The organism is Desulfovibrio sp. 6_1_46AFAA (assembly GCF_000224635.1).
Taxonomy (GTDB): Bacteria; Desulfobacterota; Desulfovibrionia; order Desulfovibrionales; family Desulfovibrionaceae; genus Desulfovibrio; species Desulfovibrio fairfieldensis.
Genome location: NZ_JH114306.1, coordinates 93,832 through 113,645, shown reverse-complemented (window position 1 = coordinate 113,645; position 19,814 = coordinate 93,832). Strand labels below are relative to the sequence as shown.

At 56.3% G+C, this 19,814-nt stretch carries 19 protein-coding genes; 4 read left to right on the top strand and 15 right to left on the bottom strand.

Features of this window, described 5'->3' with window-relative positions; all coding sequences use genetic code 11:
- Positions 1 to 31: 31 nt before the first annotated feature.
- From HMPREF1022_RS16310 to HMPREF1022_RS16295, 4 genes are all read left to right on the top strand, one after another.
- Positions 32 to 1,129: an ISAs1 family transposase gene (locus tag HMPREF1022_RS16310; RefSeq protein WP_035062130.1), complete on the top strand. Its 1,098-nt coding sequence runs from the start codon at positions 32 to 34 to the stop codon at positions 1,127 to 1,129.
- Between the two features lie 90 nt (positions 1,130 to 1,219).
- Entirely contained in the window at positions 1,220 to 3,274 is a 2,055-nt protein-coding gene (locus tag HMPREF1022_RS16305; RefSeq protein WP_009304019.1) for an autotransporter assembly complex protein TamA, read from the top strand.
- Entirely contained in the window at positions 3,274 to 7,332 is a 4,059-nt protein-coding gene (locus HMPREF1022_RS16300; protein WP_009304018.1) for a translocation/assembly module TamB domain-containing protein, read from the top strand. Before HMPREF1022_RS16305 ends, HMPREF1022_RS16300 begins: the two co-directional genes overlap by 1 nt.
- 41 nt (positions 7,333 to 7,373) lie before the next feature.
- Positions 7,374 to 7,859 (top strand): acetyltransferase, encoded by a 486-nt coding sequence (locus HMPREF1022_RS16295; protein ID WP_009304017.1) that lies wholly within the window; start codon positions 7,374 to 7,376, stop codon positions 7,857 to 7,859.
- Between the two features lie 208 nt (positions 7,860 to 8,067).
- Here the strand turns inward: HMPREF1022_RS16295 and HMPREF1022_RS16290 are convergent, their stop codons facing one another.
- The 15 genes from HMPREF1022_RS16290 to HMPREF1022_RS16810 all read right to left on the bottom strand — a co-directional run bounded on the left by HMPREF1022_RS16290 (position 8,068) and on the right by HMPREF1022_RS16810 (position 19,580).
- The gene (locus HMPREF1022_RS16290) at positions 8,068 to 9,102 is read right to left on the bottom strand and encodes a tyrosine-type recombinase/integrase (protein WP_009304016.1); all 1,035 of its coding nucleotides are present in this window, start codon (positions 9,100 to 9,102) and stop codon (positions 8,068 to 8,070) included.
- On the bottom strand, positions 9,086 to 9,244 hold the full coding sequence (locus tag HMPREF1022_RS18375) for a hypothetical protein (protein ID WP_009304015.1): 159 nt from the start codon (positions 9,242 to 9,244) through the stop codon (positions 9,086 to 9,088). The genes HMPREF1022_RS16290 and HMPREF1022_RS18375 overlap by 17 nt, the downstream gene beginning before the upstream one ends.
- 258 nt (positions 9,245 to 9,502) lie before the next feature.
- Positions 9,503 to 10,360 (bottom strand): phage antirepressor KilAC domain-containing protein, encoded by an 858-nt coding sequence (locus HMPREF1022_RS16815; protein WP_009304013.1) that lies wholly within the window; start codon positions 10,358 to 10,360, stop codon positions 9,503 to 9,505.
- 727 nt (positions 10,361 to 11,087) lie between these two features.
- Positions 11,088 to 11,333: a hypothetical protein gene (locus tag HMPREF1022_RS18730; protein WP_009304011.1), complete on the bottom strand. Its 246-nt coding sequence runs from the start codon at positions 11,331 to 11,333 to the stop codon at positions 11,088 to 11,090.
- Positions 11,334 to 11,344: 11 nt separating this feature from the next.
- Entirely contained in the window at positions 11,345 to 11,788 is a 444-nt protein-coding gene (locus HMPREF1022_RS16275; RefSeq protein ID WP_009304010.1) for a hypothetical protein, read from the bottom strand.
- A 939-nt stretch (positions 11,789 to 12,727) separates the two neighbouring features.
- A complete protein-coding gene (locus HMPREF1022_RS16270; RefSeq protein WP_009304008.1) occupies positions 12,728 to 12,910 on the bottom strand; it encodes a hypothetical protein in 183 nt (60 codons plus the stop codon).
- 269 nt (positions 12,911 to 13,179) lie between these two features.
- The gene (locus HMPREF1022_RS19220; protein WP_083823346.1) at positions 13,180 to 13,389 is read right to left on the bottom strand and encodes a helix-turn-helix domain-containing protein; all 210 of its coding nucleotides are present in this window, start codon (positions 13,387 to 13,389) and stop codon (positions 13,180 to 13,182) included.
- Positions 13,390 to 13,413: 24 nt separating this feature from the next.
- Entirely contained in the window at positions 13,414 to 13,665 is a 252-nt protein-coding gene (locus HMPREF1022_RS18370; RefSeq protein ID WP_156803040.1) for a hypothetical protein, read from the bottom strand.
- A gap of 74 nt (positions 13,666 to 13,739) precedes the next feature.
- A complete protein-coding gene (locus HMPREF1022_RS18365; protein ID WP_156803039.1) occupies positions 13,740 to 14,210 on the bottom strand; it encodes a hypothetical protein in 471 nt (156 codons plus the stop codon).
- Positions 14,207 to 14,569 carry a hypothetical protein gene (locus HMPREF1022_RS18360; RefSeq protein WP_156803038.1) on the bottom strand — a complete coding sequence of 121 codons (363 nt, stop codon included), beginning with the start codon at positions 14,567 to 14,569 and terminating at the stop codon, positions 14,207 to 14,209. The genes HMPREF1022_RS18365 and HMPREF1022_RS18360 overlap by 4 nt, the downstream gene beginning before the upstream one ends.
- Positions 14,570 to 15,316: 747 nt before the next feature.
- Entirely contained in the window at positions 15,317 to 17,134 is a 1,818-nt protein-coding gene (terL, locus tag HMPREF1022_RS18355; protein WP_009304007.1) for a phage terminase large subunit, read from the bottom strand.
- A gap of 602 nt (positions 17,135 to 17,736) precedes the next feature.
- A complete protein-coding gene (locus tag HMPREF1022_RS16260) occupies positions 17,737 to 18,006 on the bottom strand; it encodes a hypothetical protein (RefSeq protein ID WP_009304005.1) in 270 nt (89 codons plus the stop codon).
- 468 nt (positions 18,007 to 18,474) lie between these two features.
- Positions 18,475 to 18,759 (bottom strand): hypothetical protein, encoded by a 285-nt coding sequence (locus HMPREF1022_RS16255; RefSeq protein WP_009304003.1) that lies wholly within the window; start codon positions 18,757 to 18,759, stop codon positions 18,475 to 18,477.
- A 6-nt stretch (positions 18,760 to 18,765) separates the two neighbouring features.
- Positions 18,766 to 19,014, bottom strand: coding sequence for a hypothetical protein (locus HMPREF1022_RS16250; protein WP_009304002.1), 249 nt, complete (start codon positions 19,012 to 19,014; stop codon positions 18,766 to 18,768).
- Entirely contained in the window at positions 19,014 to 19,580 is a 567-nt protein-coding gene (locus HMPREF1022_RS16810; protein WP_009304001.1) for a hypothetical protein, read from the bottom strand. Before HMPREF1022_RS16810 ends, HMPREF1022_RS16250 begins: the two co-directional genes overlap by 1 nt.
- Positions 19,581 to 19,814 lie beyond the last annotated feature (234 nt).

Below are 19,814 nucleotides of genomic sequence, written 5' to 3'. Positions count from 1 at the left end.
CATCTAAAAAAAGATCTATAGACTGGGGGCTATGGAAGACCCTATTGAAATCACATTGGCTATTTTCCGTGACCTGCCTGACCCACGAGTAGAGCGCACAAAGATACATAGTCTTGAGACTATTATGTTTATTGCTTTATGTTCGTACTTGTCAGGCGGTGACGGCTTTTATGACATGGAAGATTATGCCCATGCCAGGCAGGATTGGCTCAGCAGCCATATAGGCATGCAAAGCATTCCCAGTCATGATACCTTCAACCGCGTATTTCAGGCAATTTCCCCGAGTTGCTTTGGCGAATGTCTCCTTGAATTATCCCGACGTCTTCGGGAGAAAGTGACCGGCGACATAGTGGCCTTTGACGGAAAAACACACCGGCGCACTACCAAGAAGAATGGGACAGCTTTACATATGCTCAACGCTTGGTCCGTGGAAAATCGTTTGGTTCTCGGACAACTGGCCGTAGAAGAAAAGAGTAATGAAATTACAGCCATTCCCCAATTAATGGATATGCTGGACTTGAAAGGGTGTGTAGTAACGGCCGATGCGCTCAACTGCCAAAAAGTTGTAGCGGCTAAAGCCATCGAGAAACAGGCTGCTTACCTTTTGGCATTGAAGAGCAATCATCCTATGTTTTACGAGGAAGTACGTATGCATATGGATGCTCTATCCTGTGACGTTCCACCGGGATTTGAACAAATTGAGAAAGAACATGGCCGTATTGAAACCCGGCGGTGTTGGCAATCACCTTCAATAGATTGGTATAGCGATAAGGAGCAGTGGGCTGGCTTGCAAAGTTTTGTACTTATTGAGTCAGTGCGTGAAAGTAGAGGAAAAATCGAGACAAACCGTCGTTACTACATAAGTAGTTTAGCTCAGGATGAAGTGCGTGCCGCTAAAAGCGTGAGAGCTCATTGGCAGATAGAAAACGCCTTGCACTGGTGTCTTGATGTAGTTTTTGATGAAGATCAAAGTCGAGCACGGATTCGTAATGCGGGCAAAAATCTTGGAATTTTGCGAAGTATCTGCCTCAATTTACTTCGGCGCATGCCGGGGAAATCGAGCTTGAAGGGCAAGAGGTTCAAGATTGCGCTGAGTGAAGATTTTCTCCTTCAGGCTCTCAGAATTTAGATGCGTCTGCCCTGCGCTGCGGCGTTTTTTTCGCCCTCGTGTGAAACCCGGCTTGCGCGCGCTGACGCTCAAGCGTATATGGAATATACTATGCGTTGCGCATTCGTTACTCTTTTATGTTTTTTCCACGCCGTCGGCGGACGGCTTTTTTTTATCGACGCCCGGCCTCGCCCACGGGCCGGGCAGTCGGCGCGTGTTCTGATGCTGGCCGCCCTGCTGGTTCTGCCGGGCCTGCTCAACGGTTGCGGCCTGCTGGCCAGGAACGGCGATGCCGGGCCCGAGGCGGCGGACTCCGGACAGGGCGCCGAGCCGGACCCGGCCTGGCAGGGCAAGCCCATTCCCTATGCCCTGCGCATTGAGGTGCGCGACGGGCCGTCCTCCCTGGAGGGCAAGATGAAGGCCGCCAGCCAGCTCGCCCAGCTCGCCAAGGAGCCGCCGGACAGCATGCTGGCCCTGGAACGCCGTGCCCGCGCCGATACGGAAACCGCGCTCAAGCTGCTCCATTCCCAATCCTATTATGACGGCAAGGCTTCCTTCAGCATGGACGAGGCCGCATCCCCCGTGAAGGTGACGCTGCTGCTGGAACCGGGCCCGCGCTACACGCTGGGCCGGGCCGACGTGCGCTACGAGCCCGCGCCCGTGGTGCCGGAATCCTTTAAGAACCGCAGCCGCGAAACGGGCTTCTGGGGCCTGGAGCGGGAGGCGGTGCCGCCGCCGTCCTTTCCGGCAAGCCTGCCCGGCGTGAACGTGGGGCAGCCGGTGACCGCCGACGCCATGCTGGCCGCCGTGGACGCCCTGCCGGAACGCTTCCGCCGCGAGGGCTATCCCCTGGCCAAGGTGGCCGACGCCCGCTATGCCCTGAACCGCGAGGCCCGCACGCTCAATGCCGATATCCTGGTCCGGACCGGACCGCCCGCGCTCATGGGGGCCATCCGCGTGCACGGCGCGCAGGATGTCAACGCCGAATATCTGCAACGGCTGACGCCCTGGACGCCGGGCGACGAGCCTTGGGACAGCGAATTGCTGGACGATTACGCCAATACCCTGCGCGGCCTGGGTCTGTTCCGCTCCGTGGAGGCGGCCCCGGCCTCGGCGGATCTGGAAAAAAGCGGCGAGGGCGGCGGCGTGGCCGTGCTGCCCGCGGACATTACCGTGGCCGAAGCGCCCTTCCGTTCCATCAGCGGCAGCGCCCGCTATGACACGGATACGGGTCTGGGCCTGGAAGGCGTCTGGGAGCACCGCAATCTTTTCCACAACGGGGAAAAACTTACGGTCACCGCGCCTCTGGCCACGGAAATCCAGGGCATCAAGGCGGCTTTTGAAAAACCCGCCTTTCTGGTGCGCGAGCAGCGCCTGCTGGCCTCGGCCTCGGCCCTGCGCGAAGATACCAGCGCCTACCGCAAAATGGCGGGCAACGCCTCGGCGGGCCTGGACCGGAAGCTGGCCCGCCAGTGGTGGGGCGGCGTCGGCGTGTTCATGGAAAGCGGTTCCCTCAAGGATAATGAGAACAGCGAGCACCCTTACGGCGTATTCAGCCCCCGCGTGAGCCTGCGGCGCGACAGCCGCAACAATGTGCTCAATCCCAGCAGTGGCTCGGAAATGGAGATCAAGCTCACGCCCTTCGGCGGCTTTTATCAGGAGTCGTTCAGCGCCATGGCCGGAAGCCTGGCGGCCAGCGTCTATTACGCGCCCATGCGCGACAAGACGGGCCGTCCCGACGACCGCCTGGTGCTGGCGGGCCGGGTGGAAGGCGGGGCCATGGCCGGTTCGCCGCTGCACAGCATCCCGTCAAGCATGCGCTATTACGCGGGCGGCGCGGGTTCGGTGCGCGGCTATGCTTATCAGGCCCTGGGGCCGCGCGACAGCAAGGACGACCCCTTGGGCGGGCGCTCCTACCAGATCGTCAATCTGGAGGCGCGCTTCAAAGTGACTGAAAACATCGGCCTGGTGCCTTTTCTGGACGGCGGCATGGTCTATACGGACGAGTTCCCGCGCATCATCGGCGACATGGATTGGGGCGTGGGCCTGGGCCTGCGCTATTACACGCCCATCGGGCCGGTACGCCTGGACGTGGCCACGCCCCTGCGGCGCATTGACGGTGATCCGCCGGTGCAGGTCTATATCAGCATAGGGCAGTCCTTCTGATGGCGCGGATAAAGGAAGAGCGGCCGGCGAACCCGGCGACGCAATCTTCGGCCGCCGTGCAGGACGGGCACAGCGGACGCCCCAGGCATCCCAAAAGGAGGACGCGCTGGCTGCGCCGCGCGCTGGCCGTTCTGCTGGTGCTGCTGTTGGCGGCGCTGGGGGGGCTGGCCTGGGTGCTGCGCAGTGAAAGCGGCCAGGCCTGGCTGACAGAAACCGTCAATGCCGCTCTGGAAAGCTCCCTGCGGGAAAGCGGCCTGCAGGTGCGCCTGACCCGCCTCTCCGGCCCGCTGCCCTTTGCCTGCTCCTTCGGCCTGGAAGCCGCCGACGCCCAAGGCGTCTGGCTTACGGCTCCGGAAAACAGCTTTGCCTGGGACTGGCATGCCCTGCCCGGCACTGTGCGTATTGCGTCCATCCACAGCGCCAATCCGGCAATGCGTCGTCTGCCCGATCTGCCCCCCGCCCCGGAATCGCCCGCCCCAGGGCAGCCCCTGACCGTGGAGGGCCTGCGCGTGATGCTCGGCGACGCGGCGCGCGCTTTGAATGACCTGCCCGGTTGGCTGCCCGCGGTGCGTCTGGACGCGCTGAGCGTGGAAAACGCCCTGCTGCCGTCGGAATTGCTGGGCGGCGCGGCGATGCCGCCAACGCCGGACCCGGCAAAAGCACAGACGCCAGAGCGGAAAACTGCTGACGCGCCTGCTCCGGCTCCCGCAGTGCAAGCCTTGAGGGCCGATCTGGACGCCGGGCTCACGGCCGGAAAAGAGGGCGCGAAGCTGCACGTCCGGGCGCGCCTGAGCGGCGCGGAGGATGCGCCAGTTGCCGTGTCCGTGCTCAGTTGCGCGGCGGCGGAAGTCAGCCTGGAAGCCCAGGCCGGACCATCGGCCAGGGCGAATAGGGGGACGGACAAAGGGCCGGGCAACGCAGCGGAACTGGGGCCGGGCCTGGCCGTGGACAGCCGCCTGGAAGCGGTCTTGCGGCGGCCTGTGCTCCATGTGGACGCTCTGCCGCCGGACCTGTTGGGTTCCGAAGCCCGCTTGAACCTGGCCCTTGCAGGCGGGACGACCGCAAGGGAATCCGGCCCGGCGTCCTCGGCGCGGCTGGCCTTGGCCGACCTGAATCTGACGGCGGGCCGTGTGACGGCCACAGGGCAGGGGCAGTGGCACAGCGGCCGGGAAGGCTGGCCGGACGGCCCTCTGGACCTGAGTCTGAACGTCAATCTGCAAAGTCCGGCGACGGACACGGCCGCCGTTCCGGCAAAAACCGCAGAGGGCACGGAAGAGGCCGGGGATGTGCTGGCCATGCTGCGCGCGCCGCTCTCCCTCACGCTGACCGCCAAGGGCGCGTTGCGGCGGCCGGACGTGGACCTGCGTCTGGCCTGCGCGGATATTCAGAGCAACGGCCATGCCCTCAAGGATACGACGCTGGCGCTCACGGGCGCGCCCCTGGCCTGGGGCGACGCGCTCGGCCTGGACGGCGCCCGTGGGGAGGCCCGGCTGGTGCTGGACCTGCGCGCCGAGCTGGATCAGCGTCCTCTCAGCCTCACGACGGAACTTTTTTACGGGCCGGACCTGAGGAGCGGCCCGGAAAACGCGACGGGCGTCGCGCCGGAGGCGGCTGTGGCCGGTCTGCGCAAGCTGCGCCTGGGCGCGGCGGGCCTGGAAGGCACGGGCGACGTGACCGCCGTGCTCACGCCGGGCAAAGCGCCCGTTCTGGACGGCGCGATCCGGCTGCGCGTGGCTGACTGGCAGGCTCTGTCCGCCTTTGTGCCGGGGCAGCGTCTGGACGGCGAAGCCGGACTGGATCTGGAATTACGCGCGGAAGCGCCGCAAAACGGTTCCGGGCCCGGCGCGCAGCAGGTCCTGCTGCGCTGGAAGATTCCCCGTTTCAATCTCAGCTCCGCGCAAGGCGGGGATGCGGCGCTGCATGTGCGCGGCCTGGACGGCGAGGCCCGGCTCACGGATCTTTTCGGCCGGGCGGCGCTGGCGGCGCGTCTGGATCTGGAAGGGGTGAGCTGGGGCGATCTGCGCCTGAGCGCGCGGGCGCGGGCCTCGGGGCCCTTGCAGGGGCCCCTGGACCTCAATCTGGAAAGCTCGGGCGGCGTGACAAGTCGGCTCAACATCCAGTGGCGGCCCGGCCTGGTGGCATTGCAAACCCTGGAAGTGCGCCTGAACGCGGCGCTGGCCGAGGGCAACAGCGGCAAGGGAAGCAAAGGGCGGGCTCTGGGACTGCGCGCCACGCGCGGCGCGGAGATCCGCTACGGCGACGCCGGGCTGGCGGTTTCCGGCCTGGATCTGGCCCTGTCGCCCTCGGGCCGCTTGCAGGCCCAGGGCGCGCTGGCGCCGGAGAAACTTGATTTGCGGATCGTTCTGGACGGCTTGGCCCTGGAACCCTGGCGCGCGCTGGTGCCCGCTCTGCCTTTGGGCACGGCCGAGGCCCGCGTGCGGCTCAGCGGCAGCCCGGCCCGGCCCGGCGGGGATTTCCGGCTGGGCGTACGCCGTCTGCGCGTGCCGGGCAGTCCCGTGGCCCCGCTGGATCTGGCCCTGGTGGGCGGCATTGAGCGCGGCGCCTCAGGCAGTGCGCTGGCTGCGCGGCTGGAGCTGGACCCCCAGGCCGTCAAGGCCCTGGGCGGCAGCGAGGCCCGCCTCAACCTGCGCCTGCCGTTGCTTTTCGGTCCGGACGGCCTGCCCAAACCCGCTCCCCGGGGGCAGTTGGCCGGGCAGGTACGCTGGGAGGGGGCCGTGGGTCCCGTCTGGAGCTTGTTGCCCCTGGCGGACCGCCGTCTCAACGGCCGGATATCCCTGAATCTCGATCTGGGGGGCACGTTGGCCGCGCCGCGCGTGACCGGCGGCCTGCGCGTGGACAAGGCCCGTTATGAGGACCTGGTGCTGGGCGTGCTGCTCACGGACATCAATCTGCGCCTGGACCTGAACGGGAAAGAGGCCGGAAAGAAGAATGCGGCAGGCGGCACAGGCCCGCTGGCCGGAAGCATGCATCTGGAACTCAGCGCGGCCGACGGCCTGGGCGGCAGCCTGCGCCTGACGGGCGGCGGCGGGCTGGACGGCCGCAATCTGGATCTGCGGGCTGTGCTGGACCATTTGCGTCCTCTGCGCCGCCGGGATCTGCGCATCAATCTTTCCGGCCAGGCCCAGGTTACGGGCAGCGCCACGGCTCCGGACGTGCGCGGTGAAATCATCATCAACCAAGGCGCGTTGCTGCTCAACAACCTGGCCGTGGGCGGCAGCATCACCACCTTGCCCATTCAGGAAGCCGCTACCGTGACGGACGCCGCCCCGGCGGCACCCGCGGCGGCCGCCGAAGGACAGGGCTCCCTGAACCTGCGCATCCGCGCTCCGGGCCGCTTCATCGTTGAGGGGCATGGCCTGACCAGCGAGTGGCAGGCCAATCTGCTGGTCAGCGGCAGCCCGGCCGCGCCCTTGATTACCGGGGAACTGCGCGCCGTGAAGGGCAATTTCGATTTCCTGACCAAGAATTTCGCGCTCACGCGCGGGGTCATCACCTTTGGCGGCGGTTCCCTGAGCAATCCCCTGCTGGATATTGTGATGACCAATGAAACGCCGGACCTCACGGCTCACATCACCATCAGCGGCACGGTGAGCAAGATGAAGCTCAGCCTGGGCAGCGAGCCCAGCCTGCCCAAGGATGAAATCCTCTCCCGGATTCTTTTTGGCCGCAGCGCCAATGAGCTGAGCCGCCTGGAGGCCCTGCAGCTGGCAGGGGCCGTGGCCCAGCTGGCCGGTTTCGGCTCGGGCGGGGGAGGCATGCTCGACTTCACGCGCAAGGCCTTGGGCGTGGACGTGCTGCGCCTCGGCACCTCGTCCACCGGGGCCGCCGGAGAACCCGGTGACCAGACCGCGGGGGGCACCACCCTGGAAATGGGCAAGTACATCGGCGACCTGATCTATGTGGGCGTGGAGCAGGGCATGAAGCCGGACAGCACGGCCTTTATCATCCAGCTGGAACTGACCCCGCGCATCAATCTGGAACTCCGCACCGAACAGCAGGATACCTGGGGCGGCGTGCGCTGGAAGTACAATTACTGATCCGTCCGTCGCCGCCTGTGCCGTATAATGGAAGGGCCGCCATGTCCGTACCGCCACATTCCGCTTCCGCCGCTTCCGGCAATCCGTCCTGGCCCGTCCGCCGGGCAATGGCCGATGATTTCCCGGTCCTGGCTGAACTGTGGCGGCGCAGCGTGGAGGCCACGCATGACTTTTTGCTGCCCGGTGATCTGGAGCGGATTTACGCGGAAGTGGCGGACGTCTATCTGCCGGGTGTGGATGAAGTCTGGCTGGCGGAAGAAGAAGGCTGCCCGGTGGGCTTTCTGGGCTGTGACGGAGCGCATGTGGAAATGCTTTTTGTGGAACCGGAATATTTCGGGCGCGGCGTGGGCAAGGTCCTGCTGCGGCACGCCCGGGACCTGCACGGCGCGCTCAGCCTGGAAGTCAACGAGCAGAATGCGCGGGCTCTGGCCTTTTATCAGCGCCAAGGCTTTGCGGTGACAGGGCGGTCAGCCCTGGACAACGCGGGACGGCCCTATCCTCTGCTGTATCTGGCTTGGCGGGGATAAACCGGCCGGCGCATTTTCAGGATTAGTAAAACATCCCGGATTCGCCATCTGAACGAATCCGGGATGTTTGTTGATTTCCTGGTACCCGGAGTCGGACTCGAACCGACATACGCTGTGCGTGAGGGATTTTAAGATGGAGGCGGAGGGTAACACCTTGATTATACATCTAAAATCAAGGTGCTGAAAGACCCTCCGCAACCACCGGCAACTAGGTTGCATTTTTACTTAACGCCTTGGCGGCCTTGTATAAATCGCTCGGAGCGAAGTGCGCGTACCGGGCTGTGACCTGGATAGTGGAATGCCCCATCCATTCTTTGATGAGCGGCATACTGACACCCTCACGGGATAGGCGAGTGGCACAGGTATGTCGCAGCATGTGGGGAACGAATTGGGCATCGTCAGCCATGCCCATATGAAAGCGTACTCTTTCCCAGCGGGGCCGGAGCCAGGTGTTGTTACAGCCGGGAAACAGCCTGCCGCCTCCGGATGATCCAAGCAGTCGCTCAATAATAGGTTGAATCTTGTCCACAATGGGGATGGTGCGGGGATGGCCGCTCTTGGTCTTCCAGGCTGTGATGGTTCCGGTTTCCGGATTAATGTCCTTGGCTTGCATGTTCCAGACTTCCCCACAGCGGAAGCCGGTGTATATCATCACCAGTATCACATCCTTGAGCAAAGGGGCATAGCCCAGCCGCTCAATAATGGAGAGCATCTTTTCCTCTTCATCCTCTGTCAGAAAGCGAATGCGGTGCTCCCCTTCCGGACGGCGCGGCATGTGAGGAATGGCAGCCAGCTTGTCGCGTTCCAGGGCTGTGCGCAGGCAGCGAGACAGGGCGGCCAGCTTGCGGTTGATGGTGGCCCCGGAATTGCCCTTTTTCAGCAGGAACTGCACATACTCGTCAATGCGATCCGTGGTGATATGAGGCAACGGGCAGTCTTCCCCAAAGAAATCTAAGGCTGCTTTGGCGTTGCGGCGTGATGACATTTCACCTCCCCTTCCGGCCCAAACCAGATCTATGGTTTTCCCCACAGCGGTCTTGAGCGTCCAGCTCGTCAGAACCTGTACCGCTTGAACAAGCTGAGCTCGGAGATTGTTCTGGACAATAATAGCCTGTTCCAGGGTGGGCGCGGTCTGGGTGCGGCGTTCGCCGTTAAAGGTCACGTCAACAATATAGCCGCCGGACTTATGACGCCGAATGCCGCGAGGCAGAAGCTCCTTTTGGTTCTTAGCAGCACGGGGCATAGGTGGTGCCCTCCGTATGTTCAGACCGTTGCCACTGATCAAAAGGTTCAAGGATGTCCGTCATACTCTGGTCAATAATAGTGGCGGTCACAGGGTAGGGCAGAGCCAGGGAATAATCGTCAGGTATTGCGGCAGTGTTCATGGTTTTCTCCATATGAAAAGGCCGCCTGGAAGTTTCCGATTCCCAAGCGGCCTTTGTGGCTGTATATATTATACGCTATTAGAAGAACGCCATATAGACGATAGAGATGGTGATGATCGTGAGTAAGACAGCCTCATTGAGAATGAGCGCAAGTATGCTCCCTATAATAAATACAGAAAGCGCTAAAGTAACTGTCATCATCACAAACATGCCAATGAGATAGCCTTTCAGCATAGCAAGGTATGACATGTATCTCCCTTAGGCCTCGTATATCGCCTTATTCACCGGCGTGAGACTTTCTTTCATCTCCTCAATAATCCCATACAGCGCATCCAGACCTTTGGCCGTGAAGCGCGCCGAGCTGTGCAAACGCCCGTCATAGGGGCTGCGCGCGGCCTTAAGCACCATCCAGCCGTTGCGGATGACCTCCGCTGTGGGGATGTTGGGACCGGCATTGCTGCCGTTCTTTTTGAACAGCCAACGCAGAGCGTCGCCGCGCAATAATTTCGCCAGACTGATGGCGGTCATGCCGAGCATCTTGGCCGCTTCGGTGAGCGACGCCGTGCCGTCAACGGAAAGGAAGGCGTCAAAGCGTCCCGCCTTTTCCTTGAGGGGCGCAATCTGCTGCTCAATAATGGTCAGGCGGTCCAGCATGAGGCGGGCAAGGTCGGCATCGACGGCGGTCGAGGCGGAAGACGGTGCGGACATGGAATAATGACCGGTACGCCGCAGGGCGGGCAAGACATCGTGCGTGATCCAGCGCTTGAACGTGCGGGCCTGGGGTTTGCGGGAGCGGAGGATCAGGGAATAAAGGCCGGGCTCGGAGATGATGAGAGGGCGGCGGCCTGAACACGAATAATTTTCGTGTTCGCATTTTTCGTCGTGATCCAGGCCGAGAAGAGCTTTGTTTGTGTCTGCCAGTTCCAAGCAATCACAAACATCCCTTGCCACAAACCACGGTTCCTCGTCCGGGCCTTCCACCACTCTTACCCGCTGCCCGGTTTCCGGGAAGGTGAACAAGGCGGGAGCGCTTGCGGCGTATGCCGGTTCAAGGCCGGGATACGGGGTGGAGGGTGTGGGGCCTGATACCGAGTCAATAATGATGGTACTGGACATGGTGAAGACTCCTTTTCTCAGAATTCGTTATTTGTTAGCCTCTCCGCACAAAAGCGGGGGAGCATATGGGCCTTGATCTATTTTTCATCTCGATATTCCATGATTGATCCCCTTTATTTGTTGATAATGTGCTTTCAACCACCAATGAAAAAGGTGTCCTATTGTGGTTTTAAGACACACAAAGGACACCTCTTTGAGGGTGTTTGAACATCATAATTTCTATGCAGAGTTATTGACTATGTATGATATTTCACGATCAAGAGCCATTGCGTAAGCTACAGGATCATACTCCTTTCCCATGTACGCACCCAAGCGCCTGATTCGCCGGATGGCGCGTTCTGTGGCATTAAAGCGCCCACAAATAGGCCAGCTAGTGCTATCATCTGTCCGCCGGAACAAATCATTGATAAAAGACTTTGGGGCAGTGTAGGGAATAAAAGAGCGACGGGCAGTTAGATGCATATAGAAACCGAATTCGCTAAATTCAATCACAGCCATGGTTTTACCCCATAAACAAGGCCCGCCAGCATCCTTTGAACGCTTGACGGGCTTTGCCTTTTGGCTAATTATGTAATCGTGTTGTTTGTTTTGGGGCTTGTCGTATCGTTGGCGCTTTACGACAAGCCCGCTTTTTATTTGTCAAGATTAAACAACATGCCGCCGAACAGGCCCAAGAAGAGCACTGAGGCCAGCAAGGCGACGTTGACTAGGGCGGTTATGAAGTCTTTCATTGTTGCCCGCCCTGCCTGTAATCAGGGAATACTCTTTTGAATGTTTCCTTATCGAAAAAGGCCGGGGATTGAAGCCCGTACTTTACGGGTCTTTTCCGGTAGAGCATCCACGTCTTTTCGTCGTAAGAAAGCACACCATAATTGTGCATTGTATCCCCGAAAAAGTTCATAGTCTCGCGATCAAAAAATTTAGAATCGGGGTCAGCTTGCAAGACTTTGCATTTAAGTTCTACGGGTGTCATTGCTTATTCTCCTAATATTCCGTTATTTCTTCATAATCTTCTAAATTCACATCCGGAAAAGCCCTCTTGAATCTGCTTGTCTGTTCTTGGCACTGGAGATAGGCGGCTAAAGCCTTTCTGCTGTCCGTGTCGTATTCAAGATCAGCGCACCAGGCTTCAAAAGACGCCCCTTTGGTGTCCTCAAGATAGATGTGATTTAAAACGCTGAAAGGAAGCGGGCCATAAGGCTCATCAGTTTCTTTAAAAACATTCCCCATGCCGCTATATAAGTTTATAGTGAAACTTGCGGGGTTCGGATGCATGGTGCCGGTCAAGGTGACTGAATACGCGAAGCATTCCCAGCCATCACGGACGCACCGGCCTAAAGACTTGCATGAATACTCCATATGAAAATGATCGTGAATATACTCTTCTTGGCGATTTCTTTCTTTTACGTATTCGCTTCTTGTGTACATGGCTTCCCCCTCCCGCTACATGACCAGAGCGGCCACTGTTTCGGCATAAGTGTTAATTTGTGCTACTTGGGCGTAGACTTCGCATGTCACAAATCCGCCAAGTATGGAGGCGATAAAATAGACGATTGATTCAACAATCTTTGTCACTAACATCTCTTTGCTCTTTTATTTGGGTGCGTTAGACTCCGGAAATAGAAAAGCCCCGGCGTTCTTTTGGAAAACGTCAGGGCTCACGCTTTGGATATGAAAAAGCCGCCCAGGTTATTTTCCCAAGCGGCTTTCTGTTTATTTAGTAGAGTTAAATCTTACCTGTTTTCAGTCTTCTTTTTTGGCGTTGCGGCCCAAAAACCAACAAGGCCCACGGCTACAATTACGATTCCCATGATGACATACTGTGTCATTATTGCGGCACTCATTACTTTTCATTCTTTCCAGGCTTGCCATTTCTATACGCAATATAGAATCCAGCAATGATTATCAGTGCCACAAGTCCATAAAAAATTATAGTCTGCATTATCTTGACCCCCTATCCAGCTTCAAGCCCAACAGGCCGAAAAAGACGCCTGAAATCAGGGCTAAAATATCCACGGTTACAAATGCGACTGCAATACAAGCAGCTCCGGCCATTACACAATATGCTGACCAGTATCGGCGATCCTCCGGAGATTTCCCCAAGTCGCTTAACCTGTTGAGTAGGGACATTACCTTTTCTCCTGTTTAGATACTAACCATCTTTTCTTAAGCCATCAAGTGGCCCCGTAATACCTCACCGCAATCATCATTACCGTCACCGCGCCGGATGCTATGCAAAGTCACGCCCGGATGTTCATTGCTCCGTAGAGCGCAGGCCGGGCCACACAGTAGGCAGTTAACGGCAAGTGTGCGTGGTGGTGATGGTGGTAAGTGGTAAGCTGTGAGGATTGCGGGGCCTATGATGGTTTAAGCAAAGAGCATTTCGTCAAGGCGGGCGACCATCTTTTTCATGTCCTGCACCTCTTCTTCTGTGTATTCCCAATCGAGCGGGCCAAGATACCGGCCATAGTGCGCGTGGGCGAATTGGAGATAGTCAAGATGCGCCTTGAGAGCGTCCGCAATGCGGCTCAGTTCAAGATTAGATTCCATTATAGATCCCCTTGTTGAGTTTCTTTGGGTTTCCTTAGATTCTCTATTGGTCCGCCGTGTCTGGGCTTTCGCCTTGTGGTCTGGCGCGGTGGGTTAGGCCGGTTCCCCGGCGGTCCCTATGGGAAAGAGCTTTATTTCTGTTATCAGAAAGAAAAGAGGAAAAGAAAAGAACTTGCGTCCTGGTATTTCCCGCTTGCAAGTCCTTTCTAAGTGATACCAGAAAGAAAGTCAATATATTTCTGATGAAAGAAAGAAAATATTTTTATGTGCTATTTTCGTGGTTTACCGCGCTCTCCCTTTCCTGAAATAGTTTCCCTCTCTGCGTCTTCTACCCATGCTTCAGGGATAAGCCAAGTTTTACCGACTTTGTACGCAGGGATTTCACCCGCTGCACACTTCATTCGCAAAGCGTCACCCGTTCTATAGCCTAATCTTTCGGCGGCTTCCGTTGTTGTATAATATCCCGGTAGAGCAGGCATAGCTCCGTGTCCTATTATTTAGGTTTACGCTGTAAGTTTATTTTCAAGTTCTTTTATTTTATTCTTCTGATATTCTACAAGAAGTTTTATACCACGTAATTCATCTAGAGCATTACAAAGTAATATAAACCCACCAGCTAAAAGGAACATAAGTAATGATGTTATTCTTACGACATCATCATGATCTAACTGGTCCCGTGCTAAAATATATAGAAGAAATTCAACAAAACATAAAAATACGAATACCTGAAAATTATTTTTGATGGATGCAAGCATATCTACCTCACTTCTCAGCAGCTTCTTTAGTCGTGTAGTATCCTGGTAGGGTAGGAATGTTATTTTTCTGTTATTTATTGGAGGATGTCTTTTACTATTTTTTCTTGAACATGTGAATGTACTTCTACTTCTAGTTCATCGAGCTTTTTATATAGCTCATCTCTTTCGCTTTCCACGTCATAAAAAAATTTAATTAGCCTTTCCACATCATAAAAAAATGTAATAATCATCCTATGTACAGTAAGCATATCAGAAGGAGAAAGATCCCTATCTCCTAATATTTTCTTTTGTGTTATTAAAAAATTACCGATTACAGAAGCCCGCTTGTTAACTTCTTTCAAATCGTATAGAAATCTCTGCATTTTTTGATCGTGCGCAAGCCGTAAATTATGGTATTCTGTATTTAATTGAATTAATCTTTCATTCCCTGACAAATCTATTCCGCTTGTTTGCGTTTCCCCAGCCCCTACCGCACCATTAGGCACGGTAAGGGCCGCGATAAGGACAAATGTCAAACAAAGTAATCTGCTTGTGGTGGTTTTCATTGACCTATTTTCATTATATATATGATAACTGTAGCTATAATTGTTGCAACTATGCTAAGAGTGCATGCAATCATAACACCAACACACCATTTTATTGTATTGGTTCCTTTTTCTTCAATCCTCTTAGATAAATTCTTGTCAAGGTTTATTATTGTATTTTCAACCCTGTGGAATTCAGAAGATACGGTAAGTTTAAACGCTTCAAGGTCCTTTGAGGCGTCAACGCGCGTGGTGTTAATTGCTTCTCTGACATCAGATAAGCCATTTCCAATATCAAAGAATATCTTTTTCTCATCATTGGTCAGTGTTGTGGATTCATTTATTATCTTATGAATGTTTTTTCCTGGATCATTTTGCACTTAGTCCCTCCCGAATTGATTATTCTAAAATAGTAACACGATTTATAAAATTAGTAACACGATTTGTGAATTAAAAACAAAAATCGTGCTACGATTTCCCACCCCAGTAGCGCCCATTGCACTCGCCCAGACCGGCCTTTTTACCCCCTTTCCAGTCCTAAAAACGATACCCACAGATATTTTATCCCTTGTAATGTCGCGCGCTATAAGGCTTTGCGGCGTCAGGTTGCGCCGTGGGTTGCGCTGTGTCCTTTATATAAGGCCAGGGCCGGGCTTTCTCCCTCTCGCTCCTTGCTGATCCGTGGTAAGAAAGCGGCGAAGATGGCACGGGGGTAAATTGAAATAATACGATAGCGGTAGGGTGCTCACATTTTTCGGCCAAAATCTCCGGGGTATTATAACAATCAGAAGGAGTAGAATCAATGAGTAGAAACATGTGATAACTACTAGACACCTTTATTAAAGGTTGTTCAGATTGTTGTTAATATCCCCTTAAGTTATTTCTTAATATACCCCCTTATATCCCCCTAAGAATACCTTAAGGCCCCTTTAGGTACCCTTCATAGAGTGCAACTTAATTAAATAACAAGCTGATTTATTTAAATAAAAATGTGATTTTGATCAGAAAAATCAGCATAATAAAAATGGAATAAAATCGACAAGTTAGCAAATGACCGGAGGAACCATATACACAGGTCTACCCAAGGGGGAGGTCTTCATCCTCTCCCTCCCCCTTGGTTCCCTTAATCACCTGAATGCACAGGTCTTCCTTCCTATTCCTACTCCTACTCTTTTGTTAGCCCTGTTATTTCTCATAGTTATAGAGCTTTTCATATCACTGATCTTTCCATAGCCAGCCTCAAGGCCAGTGAAGCCAAAGAGCATGCCACCGTCTTTCCCGATCAGCAGTCTACCCCCTGTGGCATCGGTCCAGGTTTTCAGTTCTTCCTCCAGCAGTCGTTCCTGGCGCTGGGCCATTCGCTTGTCCACATCCTGGTTCATCTGCTCAATCCAGTAGCGTACGGCCATAGAGAGGCAGTCCAGGCGATCGTCGTGGGCCAGTGCGCCCTTATCCCGTGTGATGCGGGACATTTGGTAGAAGAGCTGGTACTTGAGGGCCTTTTCAGGCGGCAGATTCTTGGTGGAGTTATAATCCCATTCCACCACGGACCTGTTGATGATAAGCTTGTGCTGGCTCATGATTGGCTCCAGGGTGTCGATGATTCGTAGTTCTTTCTGGCGGGAGTGCTTTACTTCTTCAATGGCGCAGGGATAGTCCTTGGCGAAGTGAGGTTCAATGAGCTTGGTGAAGATACCATCGCCAAAGTTGGCCTCCACGATGATTTGCTTGACTTGCTCTTGTTTAGCGAGGGCCACTATGTCTTTGATGGTTTGTTCGCCGTAGCCATCCCTGAATGCCCTCATAGCTGTGAGGTAGAGATAGCCGTTGAGCATCTTGAGCACACACACCGCTGTTTCATCAGAGCCTCTGCCGGAGGGGTCGATAGCCATGACGGACCCGGTGTAGGGAATCCAGGCTCCGTGCAGGAACGCCGGTGAGAAGTAGCGGTCCCCATTCAGGCCCACGCACGGCAGATCATTGATGATGTTGGTCGTTCCCCCGGCCCAGATAGGTTTCTCCGGGGCGTCGGTGGGCGAGAGGCCCATGATGATGAGGTCGCGGAGTTTCAGGGGATAGCGTTCGGCATCCGAGAGGCTGGTGTCGAGCATGAACTGGAGCTGGAACCCGGCCCGGCCATAGGAAAGCTCACGTTCCAGCAGATCGTCGTCGGTGAAGCGGTCCGGGTCGGTGGAAGTGCCGGTGACGGCTCCCCTACGTATCCTGTCGAGGATGAAGGGAGCCAGGCGGCCTTCTCCATAGTTGGCAAGCTGGCTTTCATCCGGGTAGCGGGCGGGCCAGATACGCACGGCATACCCTCGATCAGGCAGGGCGTTGTATAGGCTCTGCTCGGTCTGAGGAGTTCCCAGGTAGGTGATGATGCCGTCAGGTTTGATGATAGCTTCGAACTCCTTTACCGCTTCGCTCAGCTTATCCCGCATCATCTGTGTATAAGAGTTATTAGGAACTTCGATATCGTCCGCAATTATCTCATCAGCTCGTCCGCCTGTGATTTGCGAGAAGATACCCTTGCTGGTCACGCTGGGGGCTTGGTCGGCTCTGGCCGGGGCCACGTCAAAGGAGAGCTTGGAACAGCGTTGGCTGTCCTGGGGGGTGAGGCATTGCAACACCGGGATTTCCTGGATCAGGCGCAGGCAGAAGGTGGTGAAGTTGTCGGCCCGGTCTTTGCTGGCCGAGAGCACCATGAACTTTCGATTGGGGTCCAGGCGCAGTTTCCAGACCACATAAGCGGAGGTGATCCAGGACTTGCCGACTCCTCGGAAGGCTTCGGTGATTTTCCGGCGCGGGCCGTGTTGCAGATAGTAGGCGATGGAAAGCTGGACCGGCGTGGGGTCGGGCAGGCCGAGGTGCCGCCAGACCAACGTGAGGAACACACGAAAGTCCCGCAGCTTTTCAGGCAGCGGGGGGAGGATGATGTTAGGCATGGGCCTCCTTGGCTGAGATGTGTGTGAAATGAAAAAACAGCCGCGTTATTTCCCAAGACGCCCAGATGTTCGTCTCAAAGATTCTCACGGCTGTTTTGCGATTAGAGGGGGGCGTGGCTGGGCGTTTTCAGGAGGACTTGAGGCGGCTGACCCGCCCTTTCATCTTTGTGCGGGCTTCCAGCGAGACGTTAGGGCTTTTACCCATCCGAAATTTGTAGAGGGGGCAGGGGCCTACGACCCAAGTATCACCCTGACAGTCTTTAACTTGTTGAGCCTGTTCGGCTTGGCATTCCTCCACGCAGAAGCGACGGCATGCCTTCAAGGGACGGTGTGGCGTCCCGTCAGTGGGCCGTGTTCCCATGCGATAGGGCCAGAGAGGACAGGCGGGGTATTCGCAGGTTTCAATGATCTCCAGGTTGCTCCGCTGGGCTTTCCCATTGACGCAGAGGACGCAGTGCTCCCGGATAGCTTTTAATGCCGATGCCATGATTCTTTCCTCCAGCCACGGGGGCTTGAAATACGAAAACAGCCCCGAAAACAGAAAACCCGACACTAAGGTCGGGCGCGTTTGTTTCCGGGGCTGAATTGTGTGTGCTTACAGGTTAATGGAGAAGGCGTTCCTCCACGTCTTCGCCGTCTCCTTCAAAGGTCGGCAGGGCCTTTGTAATGTCGTTGATGTCGGGATTCTCTATCCCATGACAGTCGATGCCGTTGTCTTTGAGGAACTGGCGGATGGCGTTGAGGGTGGCCGGGGGAACCGGTTCTTTGGATTTGAGCATATCCGCCATGTGCTTGGCGAGCGCACCGTGCAAGGCTGCGAGTTCCTGTTCAGGAGCGCGGGAGGATGTGGGGTCGTGGCCTGTGGAAGACACAGTGTGAAAACCTCCTTGGTATTGTCGGGATTTAGGTGTAGAATCATTAACGGTATCAACCGCTCCTTTGTCGTGTGCAAAAGGCAGAGACACATAAGTAGAAGGAGGGGATGCCCATGAAGCAGTTTCTCAGAGATTACGCTGTTCAAGTCCTTGCAGGACTGACGGTGCTTATCTTCGGTTATCTGCTCATGCACGGTCTGTAGCCGTCATGTGCATCTGAATTGGTGTGGAAATGGAAAGCCCCTGACGGCGGGGCACGCTATCAGGGGCTAGACCATGTTGGTTAAGAACGCTTAGCTGACAGAGGAGCGGCTTCCGTAGTGGAAGGGTATACCACACAATCTCTGCCGGGGCGGGGAGTGTTAGCGCACTTCTCGCCTTTCATTTCCAAAACTCTAAGACTTTTTGGAAAAGTTTGCAACTTTCCATGCCAATTCTACATATCTCAGCCAGATATTTTGAGAATTAGACTATCCGCGCCACCAACATCCCCCCAAGGGCTGTGCTGATGAGAAGCCAGATAACCCGCTCCACCCAGCGGCTGGAGCCTGAATATGTGGCGACGGTGATCTCAACCACATGCAGTCTGCGATAGATATCGTTAATGTCCTTACGGAACTGTGTGGATTTTTCTTCCAAGACCGCATTGGAAGCGAGGATGTCGCCAAGGCGGCTCAGTGTGATTTTGATTTCATTGACCGTGGCGGTCAGGCTGGAAAGATCGCCCGCATGAGGGCAGGGCTGGGTCATATACGATCAAATCTCCTTGACTTTGTAAGGGCGTAACTCAGGCGGCAATTGTCGTCCCAGGCGCTCTGATTCATAGCTCTTCTGACAATGTCTGGCTTCCCAGAAGAACAGGGCATCCACCACGCACCGAGGCCAGTCCCACCCGGCGAGGCTCATGCGCCAACAGCGGGAAGACAGGGTTTCATCCGGCCACCCGCCGCAGAGCGCATTAAGGAACTGGTCCAGGGCTATGAGCAAAGCCTTGCCGTAGCTCATCAGGACGCACTCCCACCAGCGCCGGGCAGGCTGTAGCTGACCGTGATGTCCTCGATCTGCGCCGTGGTCGCGTCCGGACCGAGCGATTCCAGAGCATCCTCATACCACTGCCGCTGGCCGATGAGCGCGCCCGAGGCCAGGGCAAAGGCGTCGGCCTTGGCAATGATCTTCTGCGCCAGTTCTTCCACCGGGATGCCGCGCCCTTGGGCGATGGCCGTGATATGGGTCACATCCGCCGCGCTGTCCCCCGCCAGCAAAGAGCGTGCTTCGCGTTCCTGCCGCTCAAAGGTCAGCAGTTCGCGGTCGGGATAGGTGGCGGTGAGGGCTGCCAGGGCCGCCTGACATCCTTCATTGATCTCAGCGTATTTGCGGACGCGGGCGTTTTCCGGCTTGTTGTACTCGGCCAGGCGCTCGGCTTCGGCTGCGGCCTCCTCGGCGGCGCGCTGAGCCTCGGCGGCGGCTTCCTCGGCAGCGCGGGCTAGATCACATTCTTCTTGCGTAATGTAACCGTCTGGTTTCTGTTCCCAGATTTCACAATTGCCGGTGGGAGAATAAAATACAGGCATGGCTTTTTCCTTATGTCGATAGAGCGTTGATAACAATAATGACAGCCCCCTGAGTGCCGTTGCCTCCACTGGAGGCTGAGCCAACAGTGGTATTGTTTACCGGGGCACCATTTCCGCCAATGCCGCCGTTGCCATATGTTCCATGCGTCGAAGTCCCGCCCGTACCACCACTACCTCCCGCTTGGGCACCTCGATTTGAGGGGGAGCCTGACCTCCACGACTCCGGAACCGCTA

Coding starts and splice junctions, on each gene's coding strand:
- HMPREF1022_RS18365 (WP_156803039.1), bottom strand. CDS start 14,210: ATGAAAACCACCACAAGCAGATTACTTTGTTTGACATTTGTCCTTATC.
- HMPREF1022_RS16815 (WP_009304013.1), bottom strand. CDS start 10,360: ATGTCCAGTACCATCATTATTGACTCGGTATCAGGCCCCACACCCTCC.
- HMPREF1022_RS18730 (WP_009304011.1), bottom strand. CDS start 11,333: ATGACACCCGTAGAACTTAAATGCAAAGTCTTGCAAGCTGACCCCGAT.
- HMPREF1022_RS16275 (WP_009304010.1), bottom strand. CDS start 11,788: ATGTACACAAGAAGCGAATACGTAAAAGAAAGAAATCGCCAAGAAGAG.
- HMPREF1022_RS16305 (WP_009304019.1), top strand. CDS start 1,220: ATGCGTTGCGCATTCGTTACTCTTTTATGTTTTTTCCACGCCGTCGGC.
- HMPREF1022_RS16310 (WP_035062130.1), top strand. CDS start 32: ATGGAAGACCCTATTGAAATCACATTGGCTATTTTCCGTGACCTGCCT.
- HMPREF1022_RS16270 (WP_009304008.1), bottom strand. CDS start 12,910: ATGGAATCTAATCTTGAACTGAGCCGCATTGCGGACGCTCTCAAGGCG.
- HMPREF1022_RS16290 (WP_009304016.1), bottom strand. CDS start 9,102: ATGCCCCGTGCTGCTAAGAACCAAAAGGAGCTTCTGCCTCGCGGCATT.
- HMPREF1022_RS19220 (WP_083823346.1), bottom strand. CDS start 13,389: ATGCCTGCTCTACCGGGATATTATACAACAACGGAAGCCGCCGAAAGA.
- HMPREF1022_RS18370 (WP_156803040.1), bottom strand. CDS start 13,665: ATGCTTGCATCCATCAAAAATAATTTTCAGGTATTCGTATTTTTATGT.
- HMPREF1022_RS16810 (WP_009304001.1), bottom strand. CDS start 19,580: ATGCCTGTATTTTATTCTCCCACCGGCAATTGTGAAATCTGGGAACAG.
- HMPREF1022_RS18375 (WP_009304015.1), bottom strand. CDS start 9,244: ATGAACACTGCCGCAATACCTGACGATTATTCCCTGGCTCTGCCCTAC.
- HMPREF1022_RS16250 (WP_009304002.1), bottom strand. CDS start 19,014: ATGAGCTACGGCAAGGCTTTGCTCATAGCCCTGGACCAGTTCCTTAAT.
- HMPREF1022_RS16295 (WP_009304017.1), top strand. CDS start 7,374: ATGTCCGTACCGCCACATTCCGCTTCCGCCGCTTCCGGCAATCCGTCC.
- HMPREF1022_RS16300 (WP_009304018.1), top strand. CDS start 3,274: ATGGCGCGGATAAAGGAAGAGCGGCCGGCGAACCCGGCGACGCAATCT.
- terL (WP_009304007.1), bottom strand. CDS start 17,134: ATGCCTAACATCATCCTCCCCCCGCTGCCTGAAAAGCTGCGGGACTTT.
- HMPREF1022_RS16255 (WP_009304003.1), bottom strand. CDS start 18,759: ATGACCCAGCCCTGCCCTCATGCGGGCGATCTTTCCAGCCTGACCGCC.